Below are 24,681 nucleotides of genomic sequence, written 5' to 3'. Positions count from 1 at the left end.
TGCAATGAAGCGATCTTGACTCTTTCCCCGGACAATAAACTTTATAACTAAGTATTTAACAAAGAATCTCATGGTCTAAACTTATAAAATAAAAAAGAGGCCGTTTAAAGCCTCTTTTTGATCAACCTGAAAATTTCAGGTTTTAATTATTTCTGAAAATCAGATATTTTAATTCATCTTTTATTCAGAATAGCATTTTATTCAGCTGCTGAAATACCTCTCAAAAATGCCATTTTTGGAACCTCTTATTGTTGTGGTTTAGGGTAAACATTGTTGTTCCTATTCACATCGGCCATCATTTGGCTGGCATCGATCTCAATAGAAGCAACATCCGATTTTGGCTTGTTCAGCATAAAAGAATAGGTAGGATAAGCCCACGCCCAGTCTTCTTTTGTCTGATTTTCATCAAATCCGGTTTTTTCCCAACGCATCATCTGTAATGGAATATAGATCTCTTCGGAAGTACCGTCGTTATAGGTCACTTTGAGCTCAACAGGCATTGGCATTTCGCCATTTCTAATGAGCACAACCCTGGTTTGATCACCTTCCTCTTCTACCGCCTGAATGGCGTAGTCAATAACGTTTGTAGTACGCGTCCAGTCGGTTAAATACCAATCGAGCTCTGCACCCGAAACCTTTTCGGCTACCCTAATAAAGTCATTGGGTGTTGGATGTTTGAATTTCCACTCATCGTAGTAGCTTTTTAAAGTCTTCTGAAGGTTTTCTTCACCAATAATGTAACCTAACTGCGAAAGAAAAACTGAGCCTTTTGAATAGGCCGTTGCACCGTAGGCTGCGTTGTAAGTATACCTGTCGGCATGCGTGGTTTGTGGCTGCTCTGCGCCCGAAGTTGCCAAACGGGTATAGCTTCTGTAAGAACCTTCAAAAGGATTTTCCTGGTTCTGGTCCATTACTTCGTTCATGGCAAGATCAGAAATGTAGCTTGTAAAGCCTTCATCCATCCATTCGTGCTTGCTCTCGTTAGTAGCCAGCAGGTGCTGGAACCAGGCGTGGGCAAGTTCGTGAGCGGTCACGCCCACAAGGCTTCCAAAATTCCTTTCACCGGTGATAAGAGTAAGCATGGCATATTCCATTCCGCCATCTCCTCCCTGGATCACAGAATACTGTGGCCATGGGTAAGGCCCTATGTGCTCATTAAAGTACAAAAGGAGTTCTTCGGTCTTTGACTGCAGGTTCTTCCAGTTCTCCTTAATTTCAGGTTTATTTTTATAAAGGAAGTGCAGCACCGTACCTTCGGCAGCCGTTCTTTTGTCATGAATATATTCAGGATCGGCAGCCCAGGCAAAATCGAGCACATCTTCAGCAACGAAATGCCAGGTGAGTTTATCAGCTTTTTTTCTCTTTACTTTTACACCTTCGTCCTGGTAGCCATAGCCAATTTCATTGGCATTTTGAAGGATTCCTGAAGCACCAAGAATGTAGTCTTTATCAATATTGATCTTTACATCATAGTCTCCCCATACCCCATGCCACTCACGGCCAATATAAGGATCGGCATGCCATCCTTCAAAGTCATATTCGGCCATTTTAGGGAACCATTGCACCATTGATAATGCTACTCCTTCACTACTGTTCCTCCCGGCCCTGCGGATTTGTTCGGGTACCTGCCCCGCAAACTTTAGTGAGAAATTCACGGTTTCCCCAGGTAAAACAGGTTCGTCGAGTTCTACTTCCAAAACTGTTCCCACCTCTTCAAACTGAAGAGACTTCCCATTCATGGTAAGGGTGTTTACACGCAGGTAACCCTGTTGTGCAGGAGTTAAATTCGCAATTCTGGCTCCTACGCGAGGATCTGGATCTGCGATGGTTCGCGAACGGATATCCATTTCACTTCCCGGTTGAAAAGCGTTATAAAACAGGTGATAAAATACCCTTTTTAGCGTATCGGGAGAGTTGTTGGTATATTCGAGATCCTGCTCCCCGGTGTACTGGAAGTTGTCAACATTCATGTCAACATTCATCTTGTAATTGGCTTCCTGTTGCCAGTAAGAGGTACTATTCTGGGCAGTTACTGCCAGGCATGATAAAAATGCCAGTGTCAATATTCCTTTCTTCATTCGTGCTTATTTTGATAATTTATCGGCCAGGATAAGGGCGTTATAAAGGTTAACCATTTTTCCTGAAGTAGATAATTGATTGAATTTCATTGTATTTGATGGGTCTCCGCCAATAATTACAGTGGCGTTGCTGGTAAGGCCACTTTCCATGATCACTCTTTTAACCTGCTCATCTGATAATTTTGGATAGAAAGAGCGTATCACAGCTGCAACGCCGGCTACTGCAGGTGCTGCCATAGAAGTTCCCTGTAGGTACTCATACTCGTTGTTTGGGGTAGTAGACCAGATCTTTGTTCCTGGTGCAAACACATCAACATTGGTCTTCCCGTAGTTAGAGAAACCTGCAATTAGGCCAGAGCCATATTCATAATTAAGAGCTCCTACAGTAAGAAAGTTATCTGCGATCTCACTTGGATTTTCAGGATCCTGATCGTTTGGATATACCGCATTCTGGTCAAGGTTTAATCCTTCATTTCCGGCGGCGTTCACAATAAGTACATCATTATCATCGGCATACTTTATAGCATCTCTTACCCATTGTGGGTGGGTAGAGAAATATTTTCCGAAGCTGGTGTTGATAATGCTGGCACCGTTATCTACAGCATAGCGAATGGCAAGGGCAATATCTTTGTCATACTCGTCTCCATCAGGCACTGCTCTAAGTACCATGATCTCTACATTGTTGGCAACCCCGTTAAGACCTACTTTATTGTCTCTTTCAGCAGCAATAATACCTGCCACGTGGGTACCGTGTTTAAGATCTTCTTTATCGGGTGTTGGTCCCATCACATTTGCATTTCCGTAGTCGGTATCTGTAATATCATCAACATCGTCCCCTACCGCGGCACGGGCATTAAGGTCGAGATTAAAGTGAGAAGAAAGCCTGCCGTCAAAGTAGTCGATAGCCTCCTGCAGCTGTGAAATAGCATCTGGGATAGTACCTTCAACATTGCTCATTACCTGGCTCAAGAAGCCTTTGTACTGCTGCATTTCTTCGGAAGTTGCTTCCATATTTCTCAACTCCTCCAAAGTGTAATCTTCTTTGCCAATTTTGGCCGATACAGCCTCATGAGATACTTTTAGCTGTTGCACAATACCTTCGTACTGGTTCTTCATGCCAAGCGTCTCGTTGTATTCTTTATCATACTCGGCTTTTGCACGCTGATAAAGCTCAAATTCTTCCTGATTTTCGGGCTTTACAGCACCTGCAGGTATGCTGCTGTACTTAGATTTCAGCTTTTTGTAGATCCGGGTATATTCAAGATTTTCTTCTACTGCATCACCAAGAAAGTTCCAGCCGTGAATGTCGTCAACATAACCGTTATTATCGTCATCGCGATTGTTGTTGGGTTTTTCGTCTTCATTGGTCCAAATCACCCCGTCAAGATCTTCATGTTCTATATCAACACCACTGTCAATAACTGCTACAATGACTTTTTTGCCTTTGTTGTTCTTGATGATCTCGCTGTAAGCTTTTTGCACGCTCATACCGGGAATGGTATCAGAAACAAGATCGGCTCCACCCCAGCCTTTTAGTTCAACGTCTGTAAGTTCAGAAACTTTTAGCGGTGTTTCATCAATATTTTCAATAGGCGTAGAAACAATTGCGGGAGCCGAGCTGCCACATGCTGCCAGAATAGCGGCCATTCCGGCTGCCAGAAAAGGCCTGTAAATTGGGATCTTCATAATTTTCTAATTAAATATTTCGTTAAATGTATATACTTCGTCTAATCGTACTCCTTTTTCGGTTTCTTTTACTTTTATCACCTTGTTATGGGCATCGTGTTCCAGAAAAAGATAGAAATCTTCTTTGGCAGCCGTTTCCAGGAATGTCTTCTTTTCAGGAAGCGTAAGTAAAGGCCTGGTATCATATCCCATAACAAAAGGCAATGGAATGTGACCCGCGGTTGGCAAAAGATCGGCCGTAAATACCAGCGTTTTTCCCTGGTACTTAATGTGGGGGATCATCTGCTTATCGGTATGACCATCTACAAAAAGAATTCCAAAATCGAGTTCAGAATTTTCCTGATATGCTCCTCCCTGTCTTTCAATGAATTTCAACTGGCCGCTTTCTTCCATGGGAAGTATGTTCTCCTTCAGAAAAGAAGCTTTCTCCCGGGCGTTGGGCTGGGTTGCCCACTGCCAGTGTTCTTTATTGGTCCAGAAAGTGGCATTTTTGAATGCCGGTTCATAACCGCTACGGTCTTTATTCCATTGTATGCTACCGCCGCAATGGTCAAAGTGCAGGTGCGTCATAAAAACATCGGTGACATCATCTCTTGTAAACCCCTGTTTCTTCAGGGATTTATCAATGCTGTCATCTCCCCAGAGATAGTAGTAGCCAAAGAATTTCTCATTTTGCTTATCTCCCATCCCGGTATCGATAAGTATAAGCCGGTCACCATCTTCAATGAGCAGACAGGTGGCGGCAATATCGATCATGTTATTTGAATCTGCCGGATTGGTTTTATTCCAGATAGATTTTGGTACCACACCAAACATGGCACCTCCATCCAGCTTAAAATTACCGGCTTCAATAGGATATATTTTCATGAATTTTTAGGTGATTTTAGGGTTCCTGAATAAATTCACTGTAAATATATTATTTTTTCACCGGGACTTATGGTGTCGTGGAAGTGGAAAGGTCGCTTCTGGCCTTCGGGATTAATAATTAAAATAGGCAGAAAATCTTTTTGCTGCTTTTTTTGTTCTTTAATCCATTGCCGGGTAGACATTTCCTCTTCTATAAGAATTTCATGCTCTGCTGCACTGTTGCTACTCAATTTATATGTCCACGGATCAAGTTTTGTCTTTGCGGCAAACATTGACGAAGCGTCTATCCTGTCAAGAAGATCTACGCCCGCACCAGATTCTTTTGGATCCATGAGCACAATCTTCTTCGGAATATAGAAGGAATCATTGGCCAGTTGTGCTGCCAGTAGATTGATCTCACTGTTGGCGGTGAGCGCAATAAAAGTGCCTTTGTCTATGGCATGGGCCTGTTCCATAGTCTCTTCTTTCAGAATGTTTCCAAAAATGGCATTTAAACCTTCATTTTTTGCCAGTTCTACCATGTCGCGGTTAGAATCTACAAGAGTAACATCGTTCTCTTTTGCGAGGTGCTTAGCCAGATGTATTCCCAACGGATTTGCACCCAGGATAAGAAAGCCTTTCCTGGATTCCTGATGGATAAGTTCCCCCCGATTTTTAAGCCATTTTGTGGTCCAGGTAAGGAAGACCGGAACTGTGAGGGTAGTAAAAATGGCCATGAAAACCAGGATAGAAAAGATTTCAGCAGAAATGATACCCATTTCAAGTCCAATACCCGCAATAATAATTTCAACTGCGCCCCTTCCGTTCATTCCGGTTCCTACAGTAAGACCTTCGCGCCATCCGTAGCCACTGGGCAGGTAGAACAAAGCAGTTCCTCCAATTTTTCCAATCATGGCTACTAAAGTTACTGCGATAAGCATCCAAAGGTCGGTTTGAAAAATGTCCAGCGTAACGTTAAATCCGGCGGAAACAAAAAATATAGGTGCTAAAAACCCGATGGATACATCGTGAAATATGTCATTGATCTCTTTGGAAATTTGCCTGTTAAAAACTCCGTCCCTAATGAAAAGCCCGGCCATAAACGCTCCAAGAATGCTGTGAAGGCCTGCAAGTTCGGCAAGTTCGGCAAAACCAAACACGATGATTAAAATAAGGGTAAAATGCAGGGTACGGTCTTTAATCTTAGCACGGCTAAGAGTTTTTCCCAAAAGAGGCAGAAGATAGATTCCTCCCACAGCAGTAAATATGAAGAACAAAATAGCCTTACCTGCTACCCATATGAGGCCAAGAGCATCAATATTCCCTACATCTACAAAACTCATTAGACCTGCGAAAATGATGAGGGCGAGCGTATCTGAGATTAAGGCTCCAGCCATCAAAACATAGGCAATACGGGTGTTGAGTAGCTTCAGGTCTACCAGGATACGGCTTTTGGTTGCCAGCGAGGTCACACCTACGGCAATGGCTACGAAGAGGGCAGCCATTTGAGTTCCGTCAAAGAGGATGATGGTGTAATAGCCAAGGCCAAAGGGTACAACAAAGCCTCCAATAGCTGCCAGGAGTCCCGGCCAGGATGCTTTTCCAAGATCCCTAAAGTTGATCTCCATCCCAATATATACCATGAGCAGGATAATTCCAACTTCGGCCAGGATGCTTATCATTTCGGAGGTTTCGAGCATTCCTAAAACTGCCGGACCTAAAATAATTCCTATCACCAGTTCTCCTAGAATGGCAGGATAGCCCAGTTTTTTTGCAGCGGCACCACCCACCCATGCTCCGGCGAGGATTATAAGTAGATTGAAAATATTGAATTCTTCCATAAGCCGATATTTTAGTGTGGGTTTAACTCAATAAAAGGAAGCTTCACAACAGTGAAGCTGATCGATTCTGTCAAAAATCACTTAAAAATAGCATTTTTTGCAGGAATTTTATTTTAAGAGTGACAATATCTACTACTTTTAAATCCTTTACTGGAAATATATGAAAGAATTCCTCGAGTTACTGAAACATGAATTTGAATTGCCGCTATCCAATCCGGTGCTGGTTTTTTCGCTTATCCTGCTTATAATCCTCATTTCTCCCATTGTATTGCGGCGCCTGAATATTCCCGGGATCATCATCCTGATTGTTTCAGGGATTGTTATTGGCCCATATGGTGCCGGAATCCTGGAACAAAGTGCTGCTATAGATCTATTTTCTACCATAGGATTGCTTTACATCATGTTTATTGCGGGCCTGGAACTCGACATGAACCAGTTTAAAGCGAACCGGAATAAAAGTTTTCTCTTCGGATTTTTCACGTTTAGCATTCCCCTGGGAATAGGCTTCCCTGTTTGTTATTTTCTTCTGAATTACGATTTCAACGCCAGTTTTTTAACTGCCAGTATGTTTGCTACCCACACCCTGCTCACATATCCCATAGTGAGTAAGCTGAAGGTATCAAAGAACGAAGCCGTGGCGATCACTGTGGGTGGAACTATACTTACAGATACTGCGGTACTCATTGTACTTGCAGTAATTATGGAAAACCATGAAGGCACCCTCAATGCTGCATTTTGGCAACGCCTGGGAATCTCTCTCGCAATTTTTTCGGTCATTATGTTCTTTCTTGTCCCCAGAATAGCCAAATGGTTCTTTACAAGCATGGAAAATGAAAAGCATTCCCACTACATATTTGTGCTTACTGTCGTGTTTATATCGGCGTTTCTAGCCGAACTGGCGGGAGTGGAACCCATTATAGGAGCCTTTCTTGCAGGGTTGTCCCTTAACAGGCTAATCCCCCATTCTTCGGCACTTATGAACAGGGTAGAATTTATTGGGAATTCCCTGTTCATTCCTTTTTTCCTGATAAGTGTAGGGATGCTGGTAGATATCAGTGTGATCTTTAGTGGGCCAATGGCGCTATTGGTGGCAGGAACCTTAACGGTAGTAGCTGTTTTAGGAAAGTGGCTTGCTTCCTTCCTCACCCAACTCACTTTCAAATATTCGGCCGCACAGCGAAAGGTTATTTTCGGGTTGAGCAGCGGGCATGCTGCGGCGACCCTTGCCGTGATCATTGTAGGTTTCAACGCAGGGATCATAGATGAAAATATTTTAAACGGGACAATTATCCTCATCCTGGCTACCTCTATAGTTGCCACCCTTGCCACACAAAGGGCGGCAGGTAAACTAAAAGCTGAATCTGATAAAGACCTCTCAAAAGAGGTAAAAAACGCCGAAGCTTTTAAAAATGAAACCATCTTACTGCCTATTGCCAATATTCTGAATTTTGACAAGTTGCTTGAGTTCGCAATCCTGATCAAGGATAAGACGTCTCCCAATCCCATTTCTATACTCTCGGTAGTGCCAAATAATGCCGAAGCAGAAATTAATATTGCCCGTGCTACCAACAAACTTGAAGATTTCGTTTCACAGGCCTCTGCCGCCGAAGCTGAAGTTACCATACATGCTACCATAGATCACAATGTTGCGCAGGGAATTGCCAGAAAGGCAAGGGAAATCATTGCCGATCTTGTCATTTTTGGATGGCCTTCAGAAAAAGGGCTTATCGATAAACTTATCGGCAAAAAGATGGAGCGCATTATTGATGCGAACAATAAAACTTCCTTTATTACTCACTTTAGCAGGCCACTTGCCACCCATAAACGATTGTTTTTAGTTGTACCGGCACTTGCCGAAGAGGAAGAAGGTTTCTCTTTGTGGGTAAGAAAGATCGAAGTGCTCTCTAAAGAGCTTAGTGTTCCGGTGGTGATCTATTGCAACGAGGTGTCAAAAAGGGCAATTTTAGAGCAGTTTAAAAAAATGAAGAGCGATTCTCCTGTGACCTTTAAGATCTTCAAGGAGTGGAACGATTTTCTCATTTTGGGCAGAGACATGCAGGAAGAGGATATTGTGGTGCTGGTCTCGGCCAGAAAGGGTTCAAAATCCTTTCAGAATGTACTAAGGGGTATTCCTGCCAAGCTTGAGAAATATTTCTTTGACAAGAGCCGTATTATTATTTTTCCTTAGCTTCTTCCGAAGAAACAAGGCGTACTGAAATCTAGAGATTCTGCAGTTAACGCATAAAAAGTTAACTTTATGGCTAATTTCCATACAAAAGTAAATAACATATGTTAGAACTAGCAGGCTTAGTTATCCTGGGAATACTGGCGCAGTGGGTTGCCTGGAAAACAAAGACACCGGCAATTCTCCCGCTTATCCTTATAGGCCTTTTTGTGGGACCTTTTTCCACTTTAATTTCCCATGACGGAACAAAGTGGCTCGAGCCTATTTGGAATGGGGAAGAAGGTGTATTTCCCGGGGAGAGCTTATTTTATTTCGTTTCTCTGGCTATTGCGGTCATTCTTTTTGAAGGAGGTCTTACCCTAAGGCGTGGCGAGGTGGGCAATATTGGTCCCGTTATCGTGAAGCTTATAAGTGTGGGGGTTGTGGTCACCTTTTTTGGAGCCGGGCTTGCAGCACATTTTATTTACGGGTTCTCGTGGCAAATATCTTTCCTGTTTTCGTCCCTTATTATAGTTACAGGACCTACGGTTATTGCACCTATTCTTCGGAATATTCCTCTTAAAACTCATGTTTCTTCCATCCTGAAATGGGAAGGAATTTTGATAGATCCTATTGGTGCCTTAATTGCCGTTTTGATGTACGAATTTATTCGCGTTGAAGGTGGGCAGGATTTTACCATTACAGCGCTTACAGAATTCGGGAAGATCATTCTATTTGGTTTCACCTTTGGTTTCACCTTCGCACATATCCTGGCCCTGCTCATAAAACGGAACGTAATACCTCATTACCTGCTTAATGTTTTCACCCTGGCCACGGTACTTGGGGTATTTGTACTTGCCGATACTTTTGCCCATGAGAGCGGACTTTTAGCAGTAGTGGTCATGGGAATGGTGATGGGTAACAAAAACCTGCCAAACATCAAGGAACTGCTTTATTTTAAAGAGTCTCTGAGCGTACTGCTCATTTCGATCCTCTTTATTCTTCTTGCAGCAAACATCGAAATCTCTGACCTGTTACTCATTTACAACTGGAAAGCGGCTATGTTGTTTGGGGTAGTGGTGTTCATTGTGCGGCCTATTGGGGTAATTCTGAGTTCCCTCGGTTCTAATCTTAAAGCCAATGAGATTGCCTTTATCAGCTGGGTGGGGCCCCGTGGTATTGTAGCGGCAGGTATTGCTTCCCTTTTCGGGCTTAAACTGGCCAGGGAAGGAGTTCCGGGAGCCGAATATATCACTCCGCTGGTCTTTATGGTTGTATTACTTTCTGTACTGCTCAATGCCACCACGGCACGAATTTTTGCTAAACTAGTTGGAGTATTTGTAAAAGATGCAGAGGGAATCCTCATTATTGGCGCATCTTCTGTTTCAAGGCTTATTGGTAAATACCTGCAAGACAATAATCGGCATGTGGTGCTGATGGATAACAATGGTGATAACATTATGAAGGCGAAGGATCTTGGCCTTGATGCTATTGCAGGTAGTGTTTATGAAGACGATCTTTTCAACAATGTTGAGCTCAATGATGTAGGTTACCTCATGGCTATGACCGGTAACAGTGACATCAATAAAACTGCGATAAACAAATTTACCAACCAGTATGGGGAAAAAGGCTCTTTCAGGCTTATTTCTTCGGATGAAATGAATGATCCGGAGACAAATCCTTCCGAAGGATTGTTTTCTCACACCGATGATTATATTAAATTAACTGAAGTAGCCAGAAGCTATCCCACCATTCATGAGGTAGTACTCAACAGCAGGGCGCATTATGAAGGTTTACTGGAAATATCTAAAACCGATCCTGACATTATTCCGCTTTTTGTAAAGACCGATACCGGCGAATTAAGGATTATCCCATCTCACAGTTCAGAAGTGGAAATTAGCAGCGGATACCAACTGGTTTATCTAGGTAAGAAGATCAAGAAGGAAGAAGAAGAACAGGAAGAGAACTACGAAGAAACAGTAGAAAAACTTGAAAGTGAAAACTAATCTTTATTGATCTTCTCCAGAAGCTCATCGGTTAATTCGAGGTTGTGGTAGACGTCCTGAACATCGTCATCTTCTTCAAATTTTTCAGTAAGTTCAATAATTTTAGCAGCTTCCTTTACGGGTAGTTCTACGGAATTTAGGGGTATGCGTTGGAGCCCTGCATTTTTTGGCTCCACGCCTAACTCTTCCAGTTTGGCATTCATGGCACCAAAATCGGTAAAATCTGTATATACATAAATTAGATCCTCTTCTTTTTCTATGGTGGTGGCTCCTCCCTCTATGAGTTCCAGTTCGAATTCTTCCATGCTTGAGGTTATAGACTTGCGGTCAATGCTGAAGACACCTTTCCTGTCAAAAAGGAACTCCAGGGAACCGTTGGTGCCAAGGCTGCCTCCATTCTTAGAAAAGATCGACCTTACCGAAGCCACAGTACGATTTGTATTGTCTGTAGTACATTCAATAAAGAAGGCGATCCCATGGGGGCCATAGCCTTCAAAGGTTACAAGTTCGAAATTGTCGGCCTCTGCCCCACTTGCCTTCTTTATAGCACGCTCAATAGTGTCTTTAGGCATATTGACTCCCTTGGCATTAGAAATTGCATTACGAAGTGCGGGATTGGCTTCAGGATCGGGTCCTCCACCTTCTTTAACAGCTACGCTGATTTCCTTGATCGCACGAGTGAATTGTTTTGCTCGTTTTTTATCCTGGGCTCCTTTGCGGTGTTTAATATTCGCCCATTTGCTATGTCCGGCCATTCAATTAGTCTTTAGTCATTAGACGGTAGTCTGTAGAAATATCTACCGTTTCGGATTAGAGATCTACAAATTTATAAAATTTGTGTCCGGGCTCAAATATCACAGGCTAGTATCAATGTTCTGGGTTGTCGCGGTTGAGATATTTTCTAAGCCCAGCAATCATTTTTGAAATCTCTACCAGTTCTTTTCTCAGGTTCTCATAAACTTCTTTACTGATAAATTCCTGTCTAAAGGCGACAGTAGAGCAAACTACACATTCTTTTAAGGAGTTATAAGCCGTACGAAGATATTTGTTGAAATCCTTATCTGTACTGCCGGAGCCTTCGGCTATGTTTAAAGCTATAGAAGTTGAAGCTCTCCTGAATTGGGAAGTTAATCCGTAACGCTCCTCTTGAGGATACTGGACAGTTATTTTATAGACATGGTCAATGAAATCCAGGGATTTCTAATAAACTTTTAAGTCTTCAAATTTGAATAGCATAAATTCTTAATTTAATGTATCTAAGGATCATAAAATTAATAACCTACAGCTTTAAAAGACTCATAAAGACAAGACTAAAATAATAGGCAGTTGTATTATTAGTAATATTTCTTTACCAATTTTACTACCGTCTACCAACTAGAGTCTACTAACTTAAGTTAAACGATTCTAATCGTTCAACTTAAGCACTGCCATAAAAGCTTCTTGTGGAATTTCTACGTTTCCAACCTGGCGCATTCTTTTCTTACCTTTTTTCTGCTTTTCAAGAAGTTTCCTTTTTCGGGAAATATCTCCTCCATAACATTTTGCGGTAACGTCTTTTCTAAGTGCTTTTACAGTTTCACGGGCAATGATCTTGGCCCCAATAGCTGCCTGAATAGGAATGTCAAACTGTTGCCTTGGAATTAATTCCTTCAGCTTTTCACACATTTTCTTTCCAATATCATAAGCATTGTCAACGTGCAAGAGAGCCGAAAGTGCATCAACTACGTTACCGTTGAGTAATACGTCAACCTTCACAAGCTTGGAAGCTCTCATACCTATTGGAGAATAATCAAAAGAAGCATAACCTTTAGAAACTGTTTTTAACCTGTCATAGAAGTCAAATACGATCTCTGCCAGCGGCATGTCAAAAGACAGTTCCACACGATCTGTAGTCAGATAGGTTTGATTGGTAATCTGTCCGCGTTTTTCGATACACAAGGACATCACAGGCCCAACAAAATCGGCTTTTGTAATGATGGTAGCTTTAATAAAAGGTTCTTCCACCCTGTCCAGACTGGAAGGTTCGGGAAGATCGGACGGGTTGTTCACCAGGATCACCTGGTCTCTGTTCTTATGAGTATATGCGTGGTAGGAAACGTTTGGAACTGTGGTAATCACAGTCATGTCAAATTCCCGCTCTAAACGCTCCTGAATGATCTCCAGGTGAAGCATTCCGAGGAAACCGCATCGGAAACCAAATCCCAGTGCTGCAGAACTTTCGGGTGTGAAAACCAGGGAAGCATCGTTGAGCTGAAGTTTTTCCATAGAAGCCCGAAGGTCTTCATAATCTTCGGTGTCTACAGGGTATATACCTGCGAAAACCATAGGTTTAACGTCTTCAAATCCCGGTACTGCTTCAGTGGTAGGGTTTTTTGCATCGGTGATGGTGTCCCCTACCTTTACTTCTTTAGCTTCTTTTATCCCGGTGATGAGGTAACCTACATCTCCGGTCTTGATCTCCTGTCTTGGAAACTGTTTCAGTCTTAAAGTACCTACTTCATCGGCAAAATAATCTTTATTGGTGGCGACAAACTTGATGTTCTGTCCCTTTTTAATAGAACCATTAATTACACGGAAATAAGTTTCAACACCGCGGAAAGGGTTATAAACTGAATCAAATATCAAAGCTCTTAAAGGGGCATCTACCTTTCCGGAAGGTGGCGGAATACGTTCAATGATCGCGGCTAGAATTTCTGTAATTCCAAGTCCGGTCTTTGCACTGGCAGGAATAATATCAGATGGGTCACATCCTAAAAGGTCTACAATATCATCGGTTACTTCTTCAGGATTTGCACTTGGCAGGTCTACCTTGTTCAACACAGGGATAATCTCCAGGTCATTTTCAAGCGCGAGGTACAGGTTTGAAATTGTTTGTGCCTGTATGCTCTGTGCTGCGTCAACTACCAGTAAAGCTCCTTCACAGGCAGCGATAGACCGTGAAACTTCATAAGAGAAATCTACGTGGCCGGGAGTGTCAATAAGGTTGAGAATATACTGTTCGCCCTTATAGGTGTAATCCATTTGGATCGCATGGCTCTTAATGGTAATTCCTCTTTCTCTCTCCAAATCCATACTGTCTAACAGCTGCTCCTGCTTCTCCCTGTCGGTAACAGATCCTGTGGAATCCAATAAGCGATCGGCCAGCGTGCTTTTTCCGTGGTCAATATGGGCTATAATGCAAAAATTCCGAATGTTCTTCATATATCAATTTCAACAAAGTTTTCCTTCGCAGAGAACCTTTCTGTTTAAAAGATACAAATATAGTTTTTTTAAAGGCTGGAAAGAAAAATTATCTGACAACCGGGGTGTCAAAAATGGCATTTATGAAGCAGGTTTTCTGTGCATAACTTTTATAAATTTTTTATAAAAGTATTTGCATATTTTAAAAATAAAAAGCTTCTTTGTAGAGCTTCCCTTCATAATTAAAGGAAAATTCCTTGTTAAGGCTTGGCGGGAAGAACTCATTGCGGCTATAGCCGGTAATAAATTCCAATGAATTACAGAACAATAGGTATTGATATAGGAGCGACTAAAACCAGGATTGGTGTCGTTCAAAATGCACAGGTAATTAAAGAAGCTGATTTCCCAACCTCCTCAACGGCTTCAAAACAGCAAATTTTAGATGAACTTTCCGCCGGAATCATAGAGGTCGCCGGAAATGATTTCTACGGAATAGGTATAGGGGTACCGGGACTGGTCGATGAGCAGAACGGCATTCTTTTCGATCTGTTGAACATCCCTTCTCTAAAAGAAGTACACCTAAAAGACTTTTTAGAGCGCCGTTTCAATAAACCCGTTCGTGTGACCAATGATGCAAACGTTTTCGCTATGGGCGAAAAAATGTTTGGCGAGGGGAAACCCTTTAAAAATATGGTTGGTGTCACGTTGGGATCAGGATTTGGCTGCGGAATTATCATTCACGACCAATTGTATTCCGGAGCATATTCAAGTGCAGGGGAAATAGGCGGTATTTCTTATCTCGACGGTACAGTGGAAGATTATTGTAGCGGAAAATTTTTTAAAGCACATGGCATTTCCGGAAACGAGGCTTTTAAAAAGGCACAGGCGGGAGATAAAGATGCCCTGTTGCTTTTTGAAGAATTTGGGACACATCTTGGTAATGCTATAAAGCTCATTTTAAATGTTCTTTCGCCACAAGCTGTATTACTGGGAGGATCTATAAGTAAAGCTTTTCCATTTTTTGAAGCCGGGCTTCAAACCACAATAGACAGTTTTCCTTTTAAGAAGGTGAGGGAGCAACTGCTTGTAAAACCTTCAGACACTTTAAATATTGCCCTTTTGGGGGCTGCAGCATTAATTTTGGCTGAAGCACCCTAAAAATCTTGACTACTACTAATTTTAATTCCCTATGGCTAAAACTACTCAAAACAAAACCTCGGCAGCTGCTAACGATTCCGGCGCCACCCGTTCAATAATCATTATTGGGGCACTCTTCTTTATTTTTGGATTTGTTACCTGGTTAAATGCTCTTTTGATTCCATATCTCAAGATTGCTTGTGAGCTCACCACCTTTCAGGCTTACTTTGTGACCTTTGCTTTTTACATCGCTTATGTGGTCATGGCACCTATCTCTACCAGGACCCTTAATCATTTCGGATTCAAAAAAGGAATGTCGGTAGCTTTGGGAGTAATGGCCCTTGGAGCCGTACTGTTCATTCCGGCGGCAATGAGCCGAACTTACCTGGTCTTTTTACTGGGCTTGTTCGTGATGGGTGGAGGACTGGCAATTCTTCAAACGGCAGTAAATCCTTATGTAACTATTGTTGGGCCGGCAGAGAGTGCTGCAAAACGAATTAGCATCATGGGAATTTGTAACAAGCTTGCAGGTGCCATAGCGCCAATTCTCATTGGAGTTTTCCTTCAGCTCGATAAAGCTGAAGTACTTGCCGGAACTACAGATGAAGCTGCCCTAGATGCAATGGCACTTCGTGTAATTCCTCCTTATATTGGTATTATCATCGTGTTGCTCGCTTTGGCGCTCTGGGTTTATAAATCAAGTCTTCCTGAAGTTGAGGCCGAAGATGAAGACGATGCTAACGCTCTTCAGAAAAATTCTAAGAAGATTACCGACTATCCGCACGCCATATTGGGTGTGATTACGCTTTTTATATATGTGGGTGTTGAAGTTATCGCTGTTGATACCATCATTGACTACGGAATTTTCCAGGGATTTGATTTTGAAACAGCTAAAGGCTTTACTACAGGAACTATGGCTGCCATGATTATTGGTTATCTTATAGGAATCGTGGCTATTCCGAAGTATATAAAACAGGAAAATGCATTGAAAGTTTGCGCTATTCTGGGAATAGTGTTCACTGTGGGTGCAATTTCCACCTCTGGCTTTATGTCGGTAGCTTTTATCGCGCTACTGGGATTAGCAAATTCTTTAATGTGGCCCGCAATATGGCCTTTGGCACTGGCAGATGTAGGGAAACTTACAAAAGCCGTTTCATCCCTGCTTGTAATGGGAATTGCCGGCGGTGCTATTATTCCTCTTGCTTATGGCGGTTTGGCAGAAGCAATGGACAAACAATCTGCATATTGGATAGCGGTACCACTTTATTTGTTCATTCTTTACTATGCAATTGCAGGACACAAAATTAGAAAGGCATGAGACCTTACATTCTGGCAGAAACCAACTGGAAAGCTATAAAAGAGCAAAAAACTGAGGTGGCTGTGCTCACCTGGGGCGCTACTGAAGCTCACAATTTTCACCTGCCTTATGCTACAGATAATTATCAGATAGAGGCCATTGCTGCCGAAGCTGCTAAAAAAGCATGGAGAGCAGGAGGGAAGGTGCTCGTGTTGCCAAATATTCCATTTGGGGTGAATACCGGGCAGACAGAAGTTGAGCTTTGTATGAATTTATACCCAAGTACACAGCTGGCCATCCTTAATGATCTTATAGAAGTGCTTAACAGAAGTGGAATCAAGAAACTACTGTTGTTAAACGGTCACGGCGGAAATAATTTTAAAGCCCTTTTAAGGGAAGTGGGAGCAAAGTATCCAAAAATGCTACTTGTGACCACAAGTTTTTTTCAGACGGTAGACCGGAAGGAGTTCTTTGAAGAAGCCGGAGACCACGCCGATGAAATGGAAACAAGTTTAATGCTGCATTTAAAGCCCGAACTTGTGCTTCCGCTTGAAGAAGCCGGAACGGGAGAGGAAAAAAGGTCGAAATTAACCGCCATTAAAGAGGGCTGGGCCTGGAGTGAAAGAAAGTGGCACATGGTGTCGGCAGATACTGGTATAGGAAATCCGAAGAAAGCTTCCGCAGAAAAAGGAAAGCGGTTTTTTGATGCCGTAACTCAGCAAGTTGCTGATCTTTTACTTGAAATGAATACAATAAAAAATGAGGATCGGTACGAGGAATAAAAACCCGGTCGAAAATTATAACCCTACAAAAATGTCATTATGAAATACCTTTTTAGAGGCCTTGGTTTCTTACTTTTTGCTGCCGTCCTTAATTCTTGTGGAGGAACAGAAACTTTAAAAGCCCCGCAAACTGCTGCCATTCCCGAAATTCCTGCCATTATCCCGTTGCCTGCACAGGTGAGCTGGGAAGATAAAGCCTATGTGATTCCTGAACAAAATACCATTTGCTATTCCGGGGAAGGAAAGGAGGCTTCTCAGTGGCTTGAAACCTTGCTTACCAAAGCAGGTTTTTCAGTTTCTACTAATGCTTCCGATAACTGCGGAAACTGGAAAATTGAACAGGACAGTTCCTTAAATTCTTCATTAGGAGAAGAAGGCTATCTACTGACAATTTCCGAAGAAGGCGTTCTGCTGAAGGCTGCTTCAAAAGCCGGACTTTTCTACGGAATTCAGACGCTGCGCCAAATGTTCCCAGCCAAAATTGAGAGTGAGGACTTAAAAGGCCAGGTGGCGCTTAGACATACTTCTATTGAAGACAAGCCAGAATTTGGATGGAGAGGAACCATGGTAGATGTCGCCAGAAGTTTCTTTGATCTGGATTATTTAAAGCGGCACGTTGACAGAATGGCGCTTTACAAGATGAACCGTTTGCACCTGCACCTTTCTGATGATCAAGGCTGGAGGATAGAAATTAAGGGCTGGCCGAAACTTACTGAGGTAGGTGGGAAAAGCTCTGTACGCAGAGGAAGATCAGGTTTCTTAACACAAGAGGAGTACAAAGAGCTGCAGGATTATGCTCTTGCAAGAAATATTATCATAATCCCTGAAATAGATATGCCGGGGCATATATACGCTGCTTTACTGGCCTACCCCGAATTAAACTGTGATGAATATTCAAATTTAACCCCAAAAAGGGCAATTCCGCCAGCTATTTTTGAAGATTACAATGTAGGCTGGAGTAAATTCTGTCTTGAGAAGCCGGAGATCTATGAGTTTGTTGCCGATGTGATTGAAGAAATGGCCGAAATCACTAAAGGACCGTGGATTCACATTGGTGGAGATGAGATTAAAGATCCAAGATATAAAGAGTTTGTTGTAAAGGCAGATTCTATTGTACAATCACATGGGAAAACAACTATTGGCTGGGAAGAAGTTACCCAGGCAGAGGTGAGTTCCAATCTTATTAGCCAGAGATGGCATGGGAAAGTTGAAAGCGTAGTAAAAGATATCAAAGTAATCCACTCCTTATGTACACAGCTTTATCTTGATCATGCAAATATCACAGGACAGGAGAATACCAATAACTGGTGCAAGAAAGACGGGGTTAGCCTTGAAGATACTTATAGTTTCATAAAAGACCATGAAAACGTGATTGGAGTTGAGGCAGCCGTTTGGAGCGAGTTTGTACTGAGCGACGAAATGATGGACAATAGATTCTGGCCCCGCGCTATTGCAGCGGCAGAAGTAGGCTGGACTAGCGGAGATAAAAGAGATTATCAGGAATTTACTACACGGCTTGGAAAACACGGGGATCGATTAAGGGCTTTGAACATCAACTTCTATAGAACTCCGGGTGTAGATTGGGGTTCAGAAAAAGCCATCCCGGGAGTCTTCTCTAATATCAATTACATTTCGAAATAAAATACAGTATGGAAAATAAACCAACAACCGAGAGATCATCTAACTATGATCATCTTGAGAATATGAGTACGCAAGAATTACTCACCAATATCAATAAGGAAGATAAAACTGTACCTCAGGCAATTGAAGAGCAATTACCGGCTATTGAAGAATTGGTGGATGTTATCGTTGCCCGGATGCAGGAAGGTGGAAGGCTCTTCTATATAGGAGCAGGAACCAGCGGAAGATTGGGTGTACTGGATGCTTCTGAATGCCCACCAACCTTTGGAGTTTCTGAAGATTGGGTGATAGGATTAATAGCAGGGGGTGACCATGCCCTAAGACATGCTGTTGAAAATGCAGAAGATGACCTGGAGCAGGCCTGGAAGGATCTGGAAAAATTTCATATTACCAAAAAGGATGTGCTCGTGGGCATAGCAGCTTCAGGAACTACGCCTTACGTCATAGGCGGGGTTAAAAGAGCCAGGGAAGAAGGAATAGCGACGGGATGTATTACCTGCAACGATAGCAGCCCTTTAGCTGCAGCAGTAGAATTTCCTGTTGAAGTAGTGGTAGGGCCCGAGTTTGTTACCGGCAGTACCAGGATGAAAGCAGGTACTGCTCAAAAGTTAGTGCTCAATATGATCTCTACCAGCAGCCTCATAAAAATGGGGAGAGTGAAAGGTAACAAAATGGTGGATATGCAGTTGTCCAACAAAAAACTTGTTAACCGTGGTATAAAGATGATTATGGAAGAGCTTAAAATTGAAGAAGAGGAAGCGGCAAAGCTTCTGGAAAAATATAAAAGTGTTCGAAACGTTTTAAGGAATTTTGAATCTAAAAATTGATATATTCTCACTTTCCTTAAACTTTAATAAAAATTTTATAAAAGTATGGACGAGATAAGTTATTTATTTTAACAAAAGTTTTTATTGTAATATAATTTGATTTATCTTGCTCCAACTTTTTATAAGACCAACTATTGATCATTTAATCTAAATTTAATCATGAGAAGAAAATTACATCTGCTTCTTGTCTTTTTTATTTTAGGCGTTTTGACGAAATCGTTTGCGCAGGAAATAGAGATTTCAGGACAAGTACTCGATGAATCTGGAATGCCAATTCCAGGAGCGTCGGTTTATCAAAAAGGGACCTCAGTGGGTACAACCACCAATTTTGACGGGGAATACTCTCTTAACGTGACCGGGGCTAATCCCGTATTGGTTTTTTCCTATGTAGGATTCGAAACCCAGGAGATTCCGGTGAACGGAAGAGACATTGTTCAGGTAACAATGACCAGTGATGTGCAGGACCTGCAAGAGGTTGTTGTTGTTGGATATGGTGTTCAGAAAAGAGCGAACCTTACAGGGGCCGTATCTACAGTAGATACCGAAGTCCTTGAAGCAAGGCCTATTACCGATGTGGCCCGTGGTTTACAGGGAACGACTCCTGGTCTCACAATTAGTGCACCAAGTGGACAAATTGGGGATAATCCAATGATCAAACTTCGTGGTAATGTGGGAACCCTTGGAACTGATGGAGGAGCTGAACCTCTTATTCTTGTGGATAACGTGGAGGTGCCAAACCTTCAAATGATCAACCCACAGGATATTGAAAACATTTCTGTACTTAAGGATGCAGCTTCAACCTCTATATATGGTGCCCGTGGTACCTGGGGTGTTATTCTTATCACTACTAAAAAAGGACAAAGAAATACAGCTCCAACAATTTCATATTCGAACAACTTTAGCTGGCAAACTCCTACGACCATACCAGAGATCGCACCGGCAGCTGACGGTGCCGAAATGGCTCTTGCAGCTGTGAGAAGGAGAATCCCAGATCTTCCTTCTTTTGGTACTGTTGGTATGTACTTTGACGACCTTGGAGTGCAAAAAATGAGAGAGTGGGAACAGCAGTATGGTGGTCAGGATTTAGGACCTGAAATGGTGCTTGGCCGTGACTTCGAGATTAGGGATGGTCGTTTATTCTTCTATCGTTCCTGGGATGCGATGGATCTGTTTGTGAAAGAATGGTCTCCGCAACAAAAACATGATCTTTCTGTATCAGGTGGTAGTGAAAATACAAACTATTATCTGGGGCTTGGATACCTTGACCAGGTAGGGGTTTTAAAAACAAATCCCGATGAATACCAGAGGTATAACATTAATCTTAGTGTTAACTCTTCTATTACCGATTGGGTCTCTACACGAGCAAACATTCAATATAACAGTTCTTTAACTACACAGCCTTTCTACTTTTCAAGTGCCACATATGATCCATGGTATTATGTTACCAGGTGGCCGGCTGTATATCCTTACGGTACTTATGAAGGGCATCCGTTCAGAAATCATATTTCTGAAGTAGAGCAGGCAAATATGAATGAGTATACAGATAATATGACAAGGATAACACTGGGAGGAACATTGACTCCTATTGAAGATCTTTCTATTGATTTTGATTATACTCATGACCGTAACGAAGGCCATGAACATAGAGTTGGTGGTGTACTTTCAGCTTATAATTTCTGGTCTACAGGTTCAAACCTTGTGTATGAACCATATAGTAGTGCGTCCTACAACAGAGTGGAATACGCTTCTGACTGGAGTAACCGAAATACAGCAAAAGCTTTTGCCACATACAATAAGTTATTGGGAGAAGATCATGACATTAAGATAATTGCGGGGGGAGATTACGAAGAGTACGAGTATTGGTATCATTCTTCCGAAAGAAGAAACCTTATTGACCCAGACAAAGGGGAATTAGATTTGGCGACTGGTGATCAATTTGTTGATGGTGCCAGGAACAAATGGAAAAATCTTGGTTTCTTCGGAAGAATAAACTATTCATTTCAAGATAAATTCTTACTGGAAGTAAATGGACGTTATGATGGAGCTTCTCTTTTGTCAGCAGATAAAAAGTGGGCATTCTTTCCATCTTTCTCGGCAGGTTACGTACTTTCTGAAGAAGATTATATGGACTTTAGTAAGCCATACCTGTCTTTCCTGAAATTGAGAGGTTCATGGGGATCTTTGGGGAATCCTAATGCATCACTTGGTAGTATTTACCGAATAATGAATCCTTCCAATTCAGGATGGGTTATTGATGGTGCCGATCGTGTTACTGTAGGGACACCTCCTGCGCAACCTGCCAGTTTAACCTGGGAAACTGTGACAACCCTTGATCTTGGAGTTGATGCAAGATTTTTCCAGAACAGGCTAGGGTTAAGTTTTGACTGGTATGAAAGAGTGGTTAGCGATATGCACAGTGCTGGTGTTACCCTTCCAAATTCTTTTGGAACAGGAGCTCCAAAAAGGAACTATGGAGAGTTAACAACTACCGGTTTTGAAATTGCAGCCGACTTTAAACATTCCTTTGATAATGGCTTGAATATTAGTGCGACAGCAACTTTGACAGATTACGAGGAAGAGATCACTAAGTTTGCCAATTCGACCATGAGAATTTATAACAATTATGAAGGAAAGATGCTTGGAGAAATATGGGGATATGAAACTGATAGATTATACCAGGAAAGCGACTTTAATGCCGATGGTACTCCTGTAGCAGGAATCCCTTCACAGGAACTTTACGAGAATAGCTGGTTCCAGTATGGCCCAGGTGACGTAAAATACCGTGACCTTAATGGGGATGGTGTGATTAACTATGGAACTGAAACTGTGGGTGATTCGGGAGACATGAAAGTTATTGGGAATTCTACTCCTCGCTGGCAGTATGGTTTCAGAATTGCTGCAGATTGGAAAGGGTTTGATCTTAGCGTATTTATGCAGGGAGTTGGAAAAAGAGAAATGTGGGCAAACGGGCCTGTTGTAATTCCTGGTTACCGTTACAACGAAGGTTGGTATGCACACCAATTGGATTATTGGACCCCTGAGAATACCAATGCATTCTATCCAAAGCCAACAGACCAGTCTCAGTCAAATACAATAAGGAACTTTATGCCTCAAAGTCGTTACCTTCAGGATATGTCATATCTTAGAATGAAGAACCTTACTGTAGGATATTCGCTTCCGGGCAATATTACAGAGAGTTTAGGCATGAATAAATTCAGGGTTTATTTTAGTGGAGAAAACCTCTTTGAATGGGATAATTTAGACATGCCATTAGATCCGGAAGTAGATTACACAAGTGCTGGTCTTAATGATCCAAATACTTTTGGACGGGTGTACCCCTTCCGTAGAAACCTTTCTTTTGGAATTCAAGCGTCCATATAATAAAAAATTAAAAGAAGTATGAAGACTACGAAATTATATTTAATGCTTTTTCTGGCCCTTGGAATTATAGGCTGTGAAAAAGATTTTCTGGATGTGCCGCCCACAAACCAGTTTGAAGATCCCGGCTACTGGACTTCAGAAGAAAATGTAGAGACTTTTGCTTATGGCTTTTACCCTGCGTATTTTGTAGGGTATGGCTCTGGCTACACCTGGGGAGATTACTTTTCAGGAGAAGTTTTAAACGATGATTTTGCCCCTGCGGCACCCGCACAATTTACCAGAGTTGCACCTGCTTCAGGTGGAGGATGGGATTTTGGATGGGTGCGTAAGGCAAACATATTTATCGACAGGCTTCAATTAGCCGATATGGATGAAGAAGCCAACGCTCACTGGACAGGGATAGGTCGTTTCTTTAGAGCACTTGAATACCATGATCTTGTTAGTCGTTTTGGTGATGTGCCATGGTACGAAGAAGAGATCGCCGAAAATGATGTTGAAAACCTTTACCGTCCTCGTGACTCTCGTGGTTTCGTTATGGATAAAGTTCTGGAAGATTTTAGATATGCTGCAGAAAACGTAAGAGAAGATGTGAAGAATGAAGGCCAAATGGTCAATCGAAACGTTGTTTTAGCTTTTATGTCCAGAATATTCCTTTTTGAAGGAACGTGGCAAAAATACAATAACGGTGATACCGAAAGAGCTGCAGAATATTTAGAAGCTGCAAAATGGGCTGCGAATGAAGTTATTCAAAGCGGGAAATTCTCTCTGGGAGATTATAGATCTGTTTTCAATTCTCTCGATCTTTCCGGTAATCCAGAAGTGATCCTATACAGGGAATATGAAGAGGGAATACTTACTCATGCTCTTAATAGTTATAACAATAAAGAGCCTCAAACCGGGCCTTCCAAGGATGCTCTCGATACTTATTTAGCTGAAGATGGGCTTCCGGTAGAACTCTCTCCGCTTTATGAAGGAGATCATGGGGTAGATGAGTTATTCGCAAACAGGGACGGAAGAATGTCTGAAACTTTTGTTCCTTATGAACTAAGAGTAAATCAAACCAGTTCCAGGTATTCAACATCTGGTGTGGCAGTACATAAATTTCTCAATGAAGAGATTGCCGAAGATCCTGTAGGCAGTTCCAACCTTAACCCAACCGATGCTCCCATCATTCGTTATGGAGAAGTTTTGATCAATTATGCTGAAGCTGCAGCCGAATTAGCCACTCTTGGAGGACCTGCACTTACTCAGGCCGATCTTGATAAGTCGATCAATGTACTACGTGCCAGGCCAGAAGTTGATCTACCTGCTTTACAACTCGCTGGTGATATGCCCGCAGTGAATGGTCAAACCTACGACGATCCCGATAGGGATCCAAGTGTCCCTGCTATTATATGGGAAATTCGTAGAGAGCGAAGAGTAGAGCTCATGATGGAAGGCTTTAGAAATGATGACCTTAGACGTTGGGGTAAATACAACTATGTAGATACTATAGAGAATTACCCTATCAACATGGGTGCATGGATTGATAAAGAGGTGCTTCAGGCCCAGAATCCTGATGCAGATCTTTCTGCAATTCATTTAGCCGATGTTGAAGGTAACAGGTTACCTGCGAGTGCAACCAAAGGCTATATTGTGCCTGCATCTTCACCAGAGGTTCAAAGACCTTTTGATGATCCAAGAGTGTACCTAAGACCTTTACCGTTAGATCAAATTAAGCTTTATGCAGATCAAGGGGTTGAACTGGAACAAAACCCTGGCTGGTAGTTAATTAACCATCCTGGTATTTCAGATAAATTAGCCCCCTTTGGTGAA

Annotated in this window: 16 protein-coding genes; 9 read left to right on the top strand and 7 right to left on the bottom strand. The window is 42.2% G+C overall.

The window, feature by feature from the left end:
• Positions 1 to 245: 245 nt before the first annotated feature.
• The 4 genes from ACQ93I_RS05390 to ACQ93I_RS05375 are packed head-to-tail and all read right to left on the bottom strand — an operon-like array spanning position 246 to position 6,451.
• A complete protein-coding gene (locus tag ACQ93I_RS05390; RefSeq protein WP_431697527.1) occupies positions 246 to 2,078 on the bottom strand; it encodes a M1 family metallopeptidase in 1,833 nt (610 codons plus the stop codon).
• A gap of 6 nt (positions 2,079 to 2,084) precedes the next feature.
• A complete protein-coding gene (locus ACQ93I_RS05385; RefSeq protein WP_431697526.1) occupies positions 2,085 to 3,764 on the bottom strand; it encodes a S8 family serine peptidase in 1,680 nt (559 codons plus the stop codon).
• A gap of 6 nt (positions 3,765 to 3,770) precedes the next feature.
• The gene (locus ACQ93I_RS05380; RefSeq protein ID WP_431697525.1) at positions 3,771 to 4,631 is read right to left on the bottom strand and encodes an MBL fold metallo-hydrolase; all 861 of its coding nucleotides are present in this window, start codon (positions 4,629 to 4,631) and stop codon (positions 3,771 to 3,773) included.
• Between the two features lie 35 nt (positions 4,632 to 4,666).
• Entirely contained in the window at positions 4,667 to 6,451 is a 1,785-nt protein-coding gene (locus ACQ93I_RS05375; protein WP_431697524.1) for a cation:proton antiporter, read from the bottom strand.
• Between the two features lie 160 nt (positions 6,452 to 6,611).
• Here ACQ93I_RS05375 and ACQ93I_RS05370 point away from each other — a divergent pair, with 160 nt between their 5' ends.
• Positions 6,612 to 8,639, top strand: a complete 2,028-nt coding sequence (locus ACQ93I_RS05370) for a cation:proton antiporter (protein ID WP_431697523.1) — start codon at positions 6,612 to 6,614, stop codon at positions 8,637 to 8,639.
• A 101-nt stretch (positions 8,640 to 8,740) separates the two neighbouring features.
• On the top strand, positions 8,741 to 10,621 hold the full coding sequence (locus ACQ93I_RS05365; protein ID WP_431697522.1) for a cation:proton antiporter: 1,881 nt from the start codon (positions 8,741 to 8,743) through the stop codon (positions 10,619 to 10,621).
• Here ACQ93I_RS05365 and ACQ93I_RS05360 read toward each other — a convergent pair.
• The 3 genes from ACQ93I_RS05360 to lepA all read right to left on the bottom strand — a co-directional run bounded on the left by ACQ93I_RS05360 (position 10,618) and on the right by lepA (position 13,822).
• Positions 10,618 to 11,376, bottom strand: a complete 759-nt coding sequence (locus ACQ93I_RS05360; RefSeq protein ID WP_431697521.1) for a YebC/PmpR family DNA-binding transcriptional regulator — start codon at positions 11,374 to 11,376, stop codon at positions 10,618 to 10,620. The two genes, ACQ93I_RS05365 and ACQ93I_RS05360, sit on opposite strands and share 4 nt — an antisense overlap.
• 112 nt (positions 11,377 to 11,488) lie before the next feature.
• Positions 11,489 to 11,815 carry a four helix bundle protein gene (locus ACQ93I_RS05355; RefSeq protein ID WP_431697656.1) on the bottom strand — a complete coding sequence of 109 codons (327 nt, stop codon included), beginning with the start codon at positions 11,813 to 11,815 and terminating at the stop codon, positions 11,489 to 11,491.
• A 210-nt stretch (positions 11,816 to 12,025) separates the two neighbouring features.
• Positions 12,026 to 13,822, bottom strand: a complete 1,797-nt coding sequence (gene lepA / locus ACQ93I_RS05350) for a translation elongation factor 4 (protein WP_266069801.1) — start codon at positions 13,820 to 13,822, stop codon at positions 12,026 to 12,028.
• Between the two features lie 291 nt (positions 13,823 to 14,113).
• Between lepA and ACQ93I_RS05345 the strand changes: the two genes are divergently transcribed.
• The 7 genes from ACQ93I_RS05345 to ACQ93I_RS05315 all read left to right on the top strand — a co-directional run bounded on the left by ACQ93I_RS05345 (position 14,114) and on the right by ACQ93I_RS05315 (position 24,633).
• Positions 14,114 to 14,959, top strand: a complete 846-nt coding sequence (locus ACQ93I_RS05345; protein WP_431697520.1) for an ROK family protein — start codon at positions 14,114 to 14,116, stop codon at positions 14,957 to 14,959.
• A 31-nt stretch (positions 14,960 to 14,990) separates the two neighbouring features.
• The gene (locus ACQ93I_RS05340; RefSeq protein ID WP_431697519.1) at positions 14,991 to 16,256 is read left to right on the top strand and encodes a sugar MFS transporter; all 1,266 of its coding nucleotides are present in this window, start codon (positions 14,991 to 14,993) and stop codon (positions 16,254 to 16,256) included.
• Complete coding sequence (locus tag ACQ93I_RS05335) at positions 16,253 to 17,017, top strand: creatininase family protein (protein ID WP_431697518.1); 765 nt, start codon at positions 16,253 to 16,255, stop codon at positions 17,015 to 17,017. The genes ACQ93I_RS05340 and ACQ93I_RS05335 overlap by 4 nt, the downstream gene beginning before the upstream one ends.
• Before the next feature lie 39 nt (positions 17,018 to 17,056).
• Positions 17,057 to 18,658, top strand: coding sequence for a beta-N-acetylhexosaminidase (locus ACQ93I_RS05330; protein WP_431697517.1), 1,602 nt, complete (start codon positions 17,057 to 17,059; stop codon positions 18,656 to 18,658).
• 8 nt (positions 18,659 to 18,666) lie between these two features.
• Positions 18,667 to 19,485: an N-acetylmuramic acid 6-phosphate etherase gene (murQ, locus tag ACQ93I_RS05325; RefSeq protein ID WP_431697515.1), complete on the top strand. Its 819-nt coding sequence runs from the start codon at positions 18,667 to 18,669 to the stop codon at positions 19,483 to 19,485.
• A gap of 159 nt (positions 19,486 to 19,644) precedes the next feature.
• The gene (locus ACQ93I_RS05320; protein ID WP_431697513.1) at positions 19,645 to 22,866 is read left to right on the top strand and encodes a SusC/RagA family TonB-linked outer membrane protein; all 3,222 of its coding nucleotides are present in this window, start codon (positions 19,645 to 19,647) and stop codon (positions 22,864 to 22,866) included.
• An 18-nt stretch (positions 22,867 to 22,884) separates the two neighbouring features.
• Positions 22,885 to 24,633: a RagB/SusD family nutrient uptake outer membrane protein gene (locus ACQ93I_RS05315; protein WP_266069812.1), complete on the top strand. Its 1,749-nt coding sequence runs from the start codon at positions 22,885 to 22,887 to the stop codon at positions 24,631 to 24,633.
• Positions 24,634 to 24,681 lie beyond the last annotated feature (48 nt).

The sequence above is a fragment of the Salinimicrobium sp. WS361 genome, from assembly GCF_050750585.1.
In the GTDB taxonomy this organism is placed as follows: Bacteria; Bacteroidota; Bacteroidia; order Flavobacteriales; family Flavobacteriaceae; genus Salinimicrobium.
Note: the sequence above shows the minus strand (reverse complement) of the source record. Positions and strands in the feature narration are given on the sequence as shown.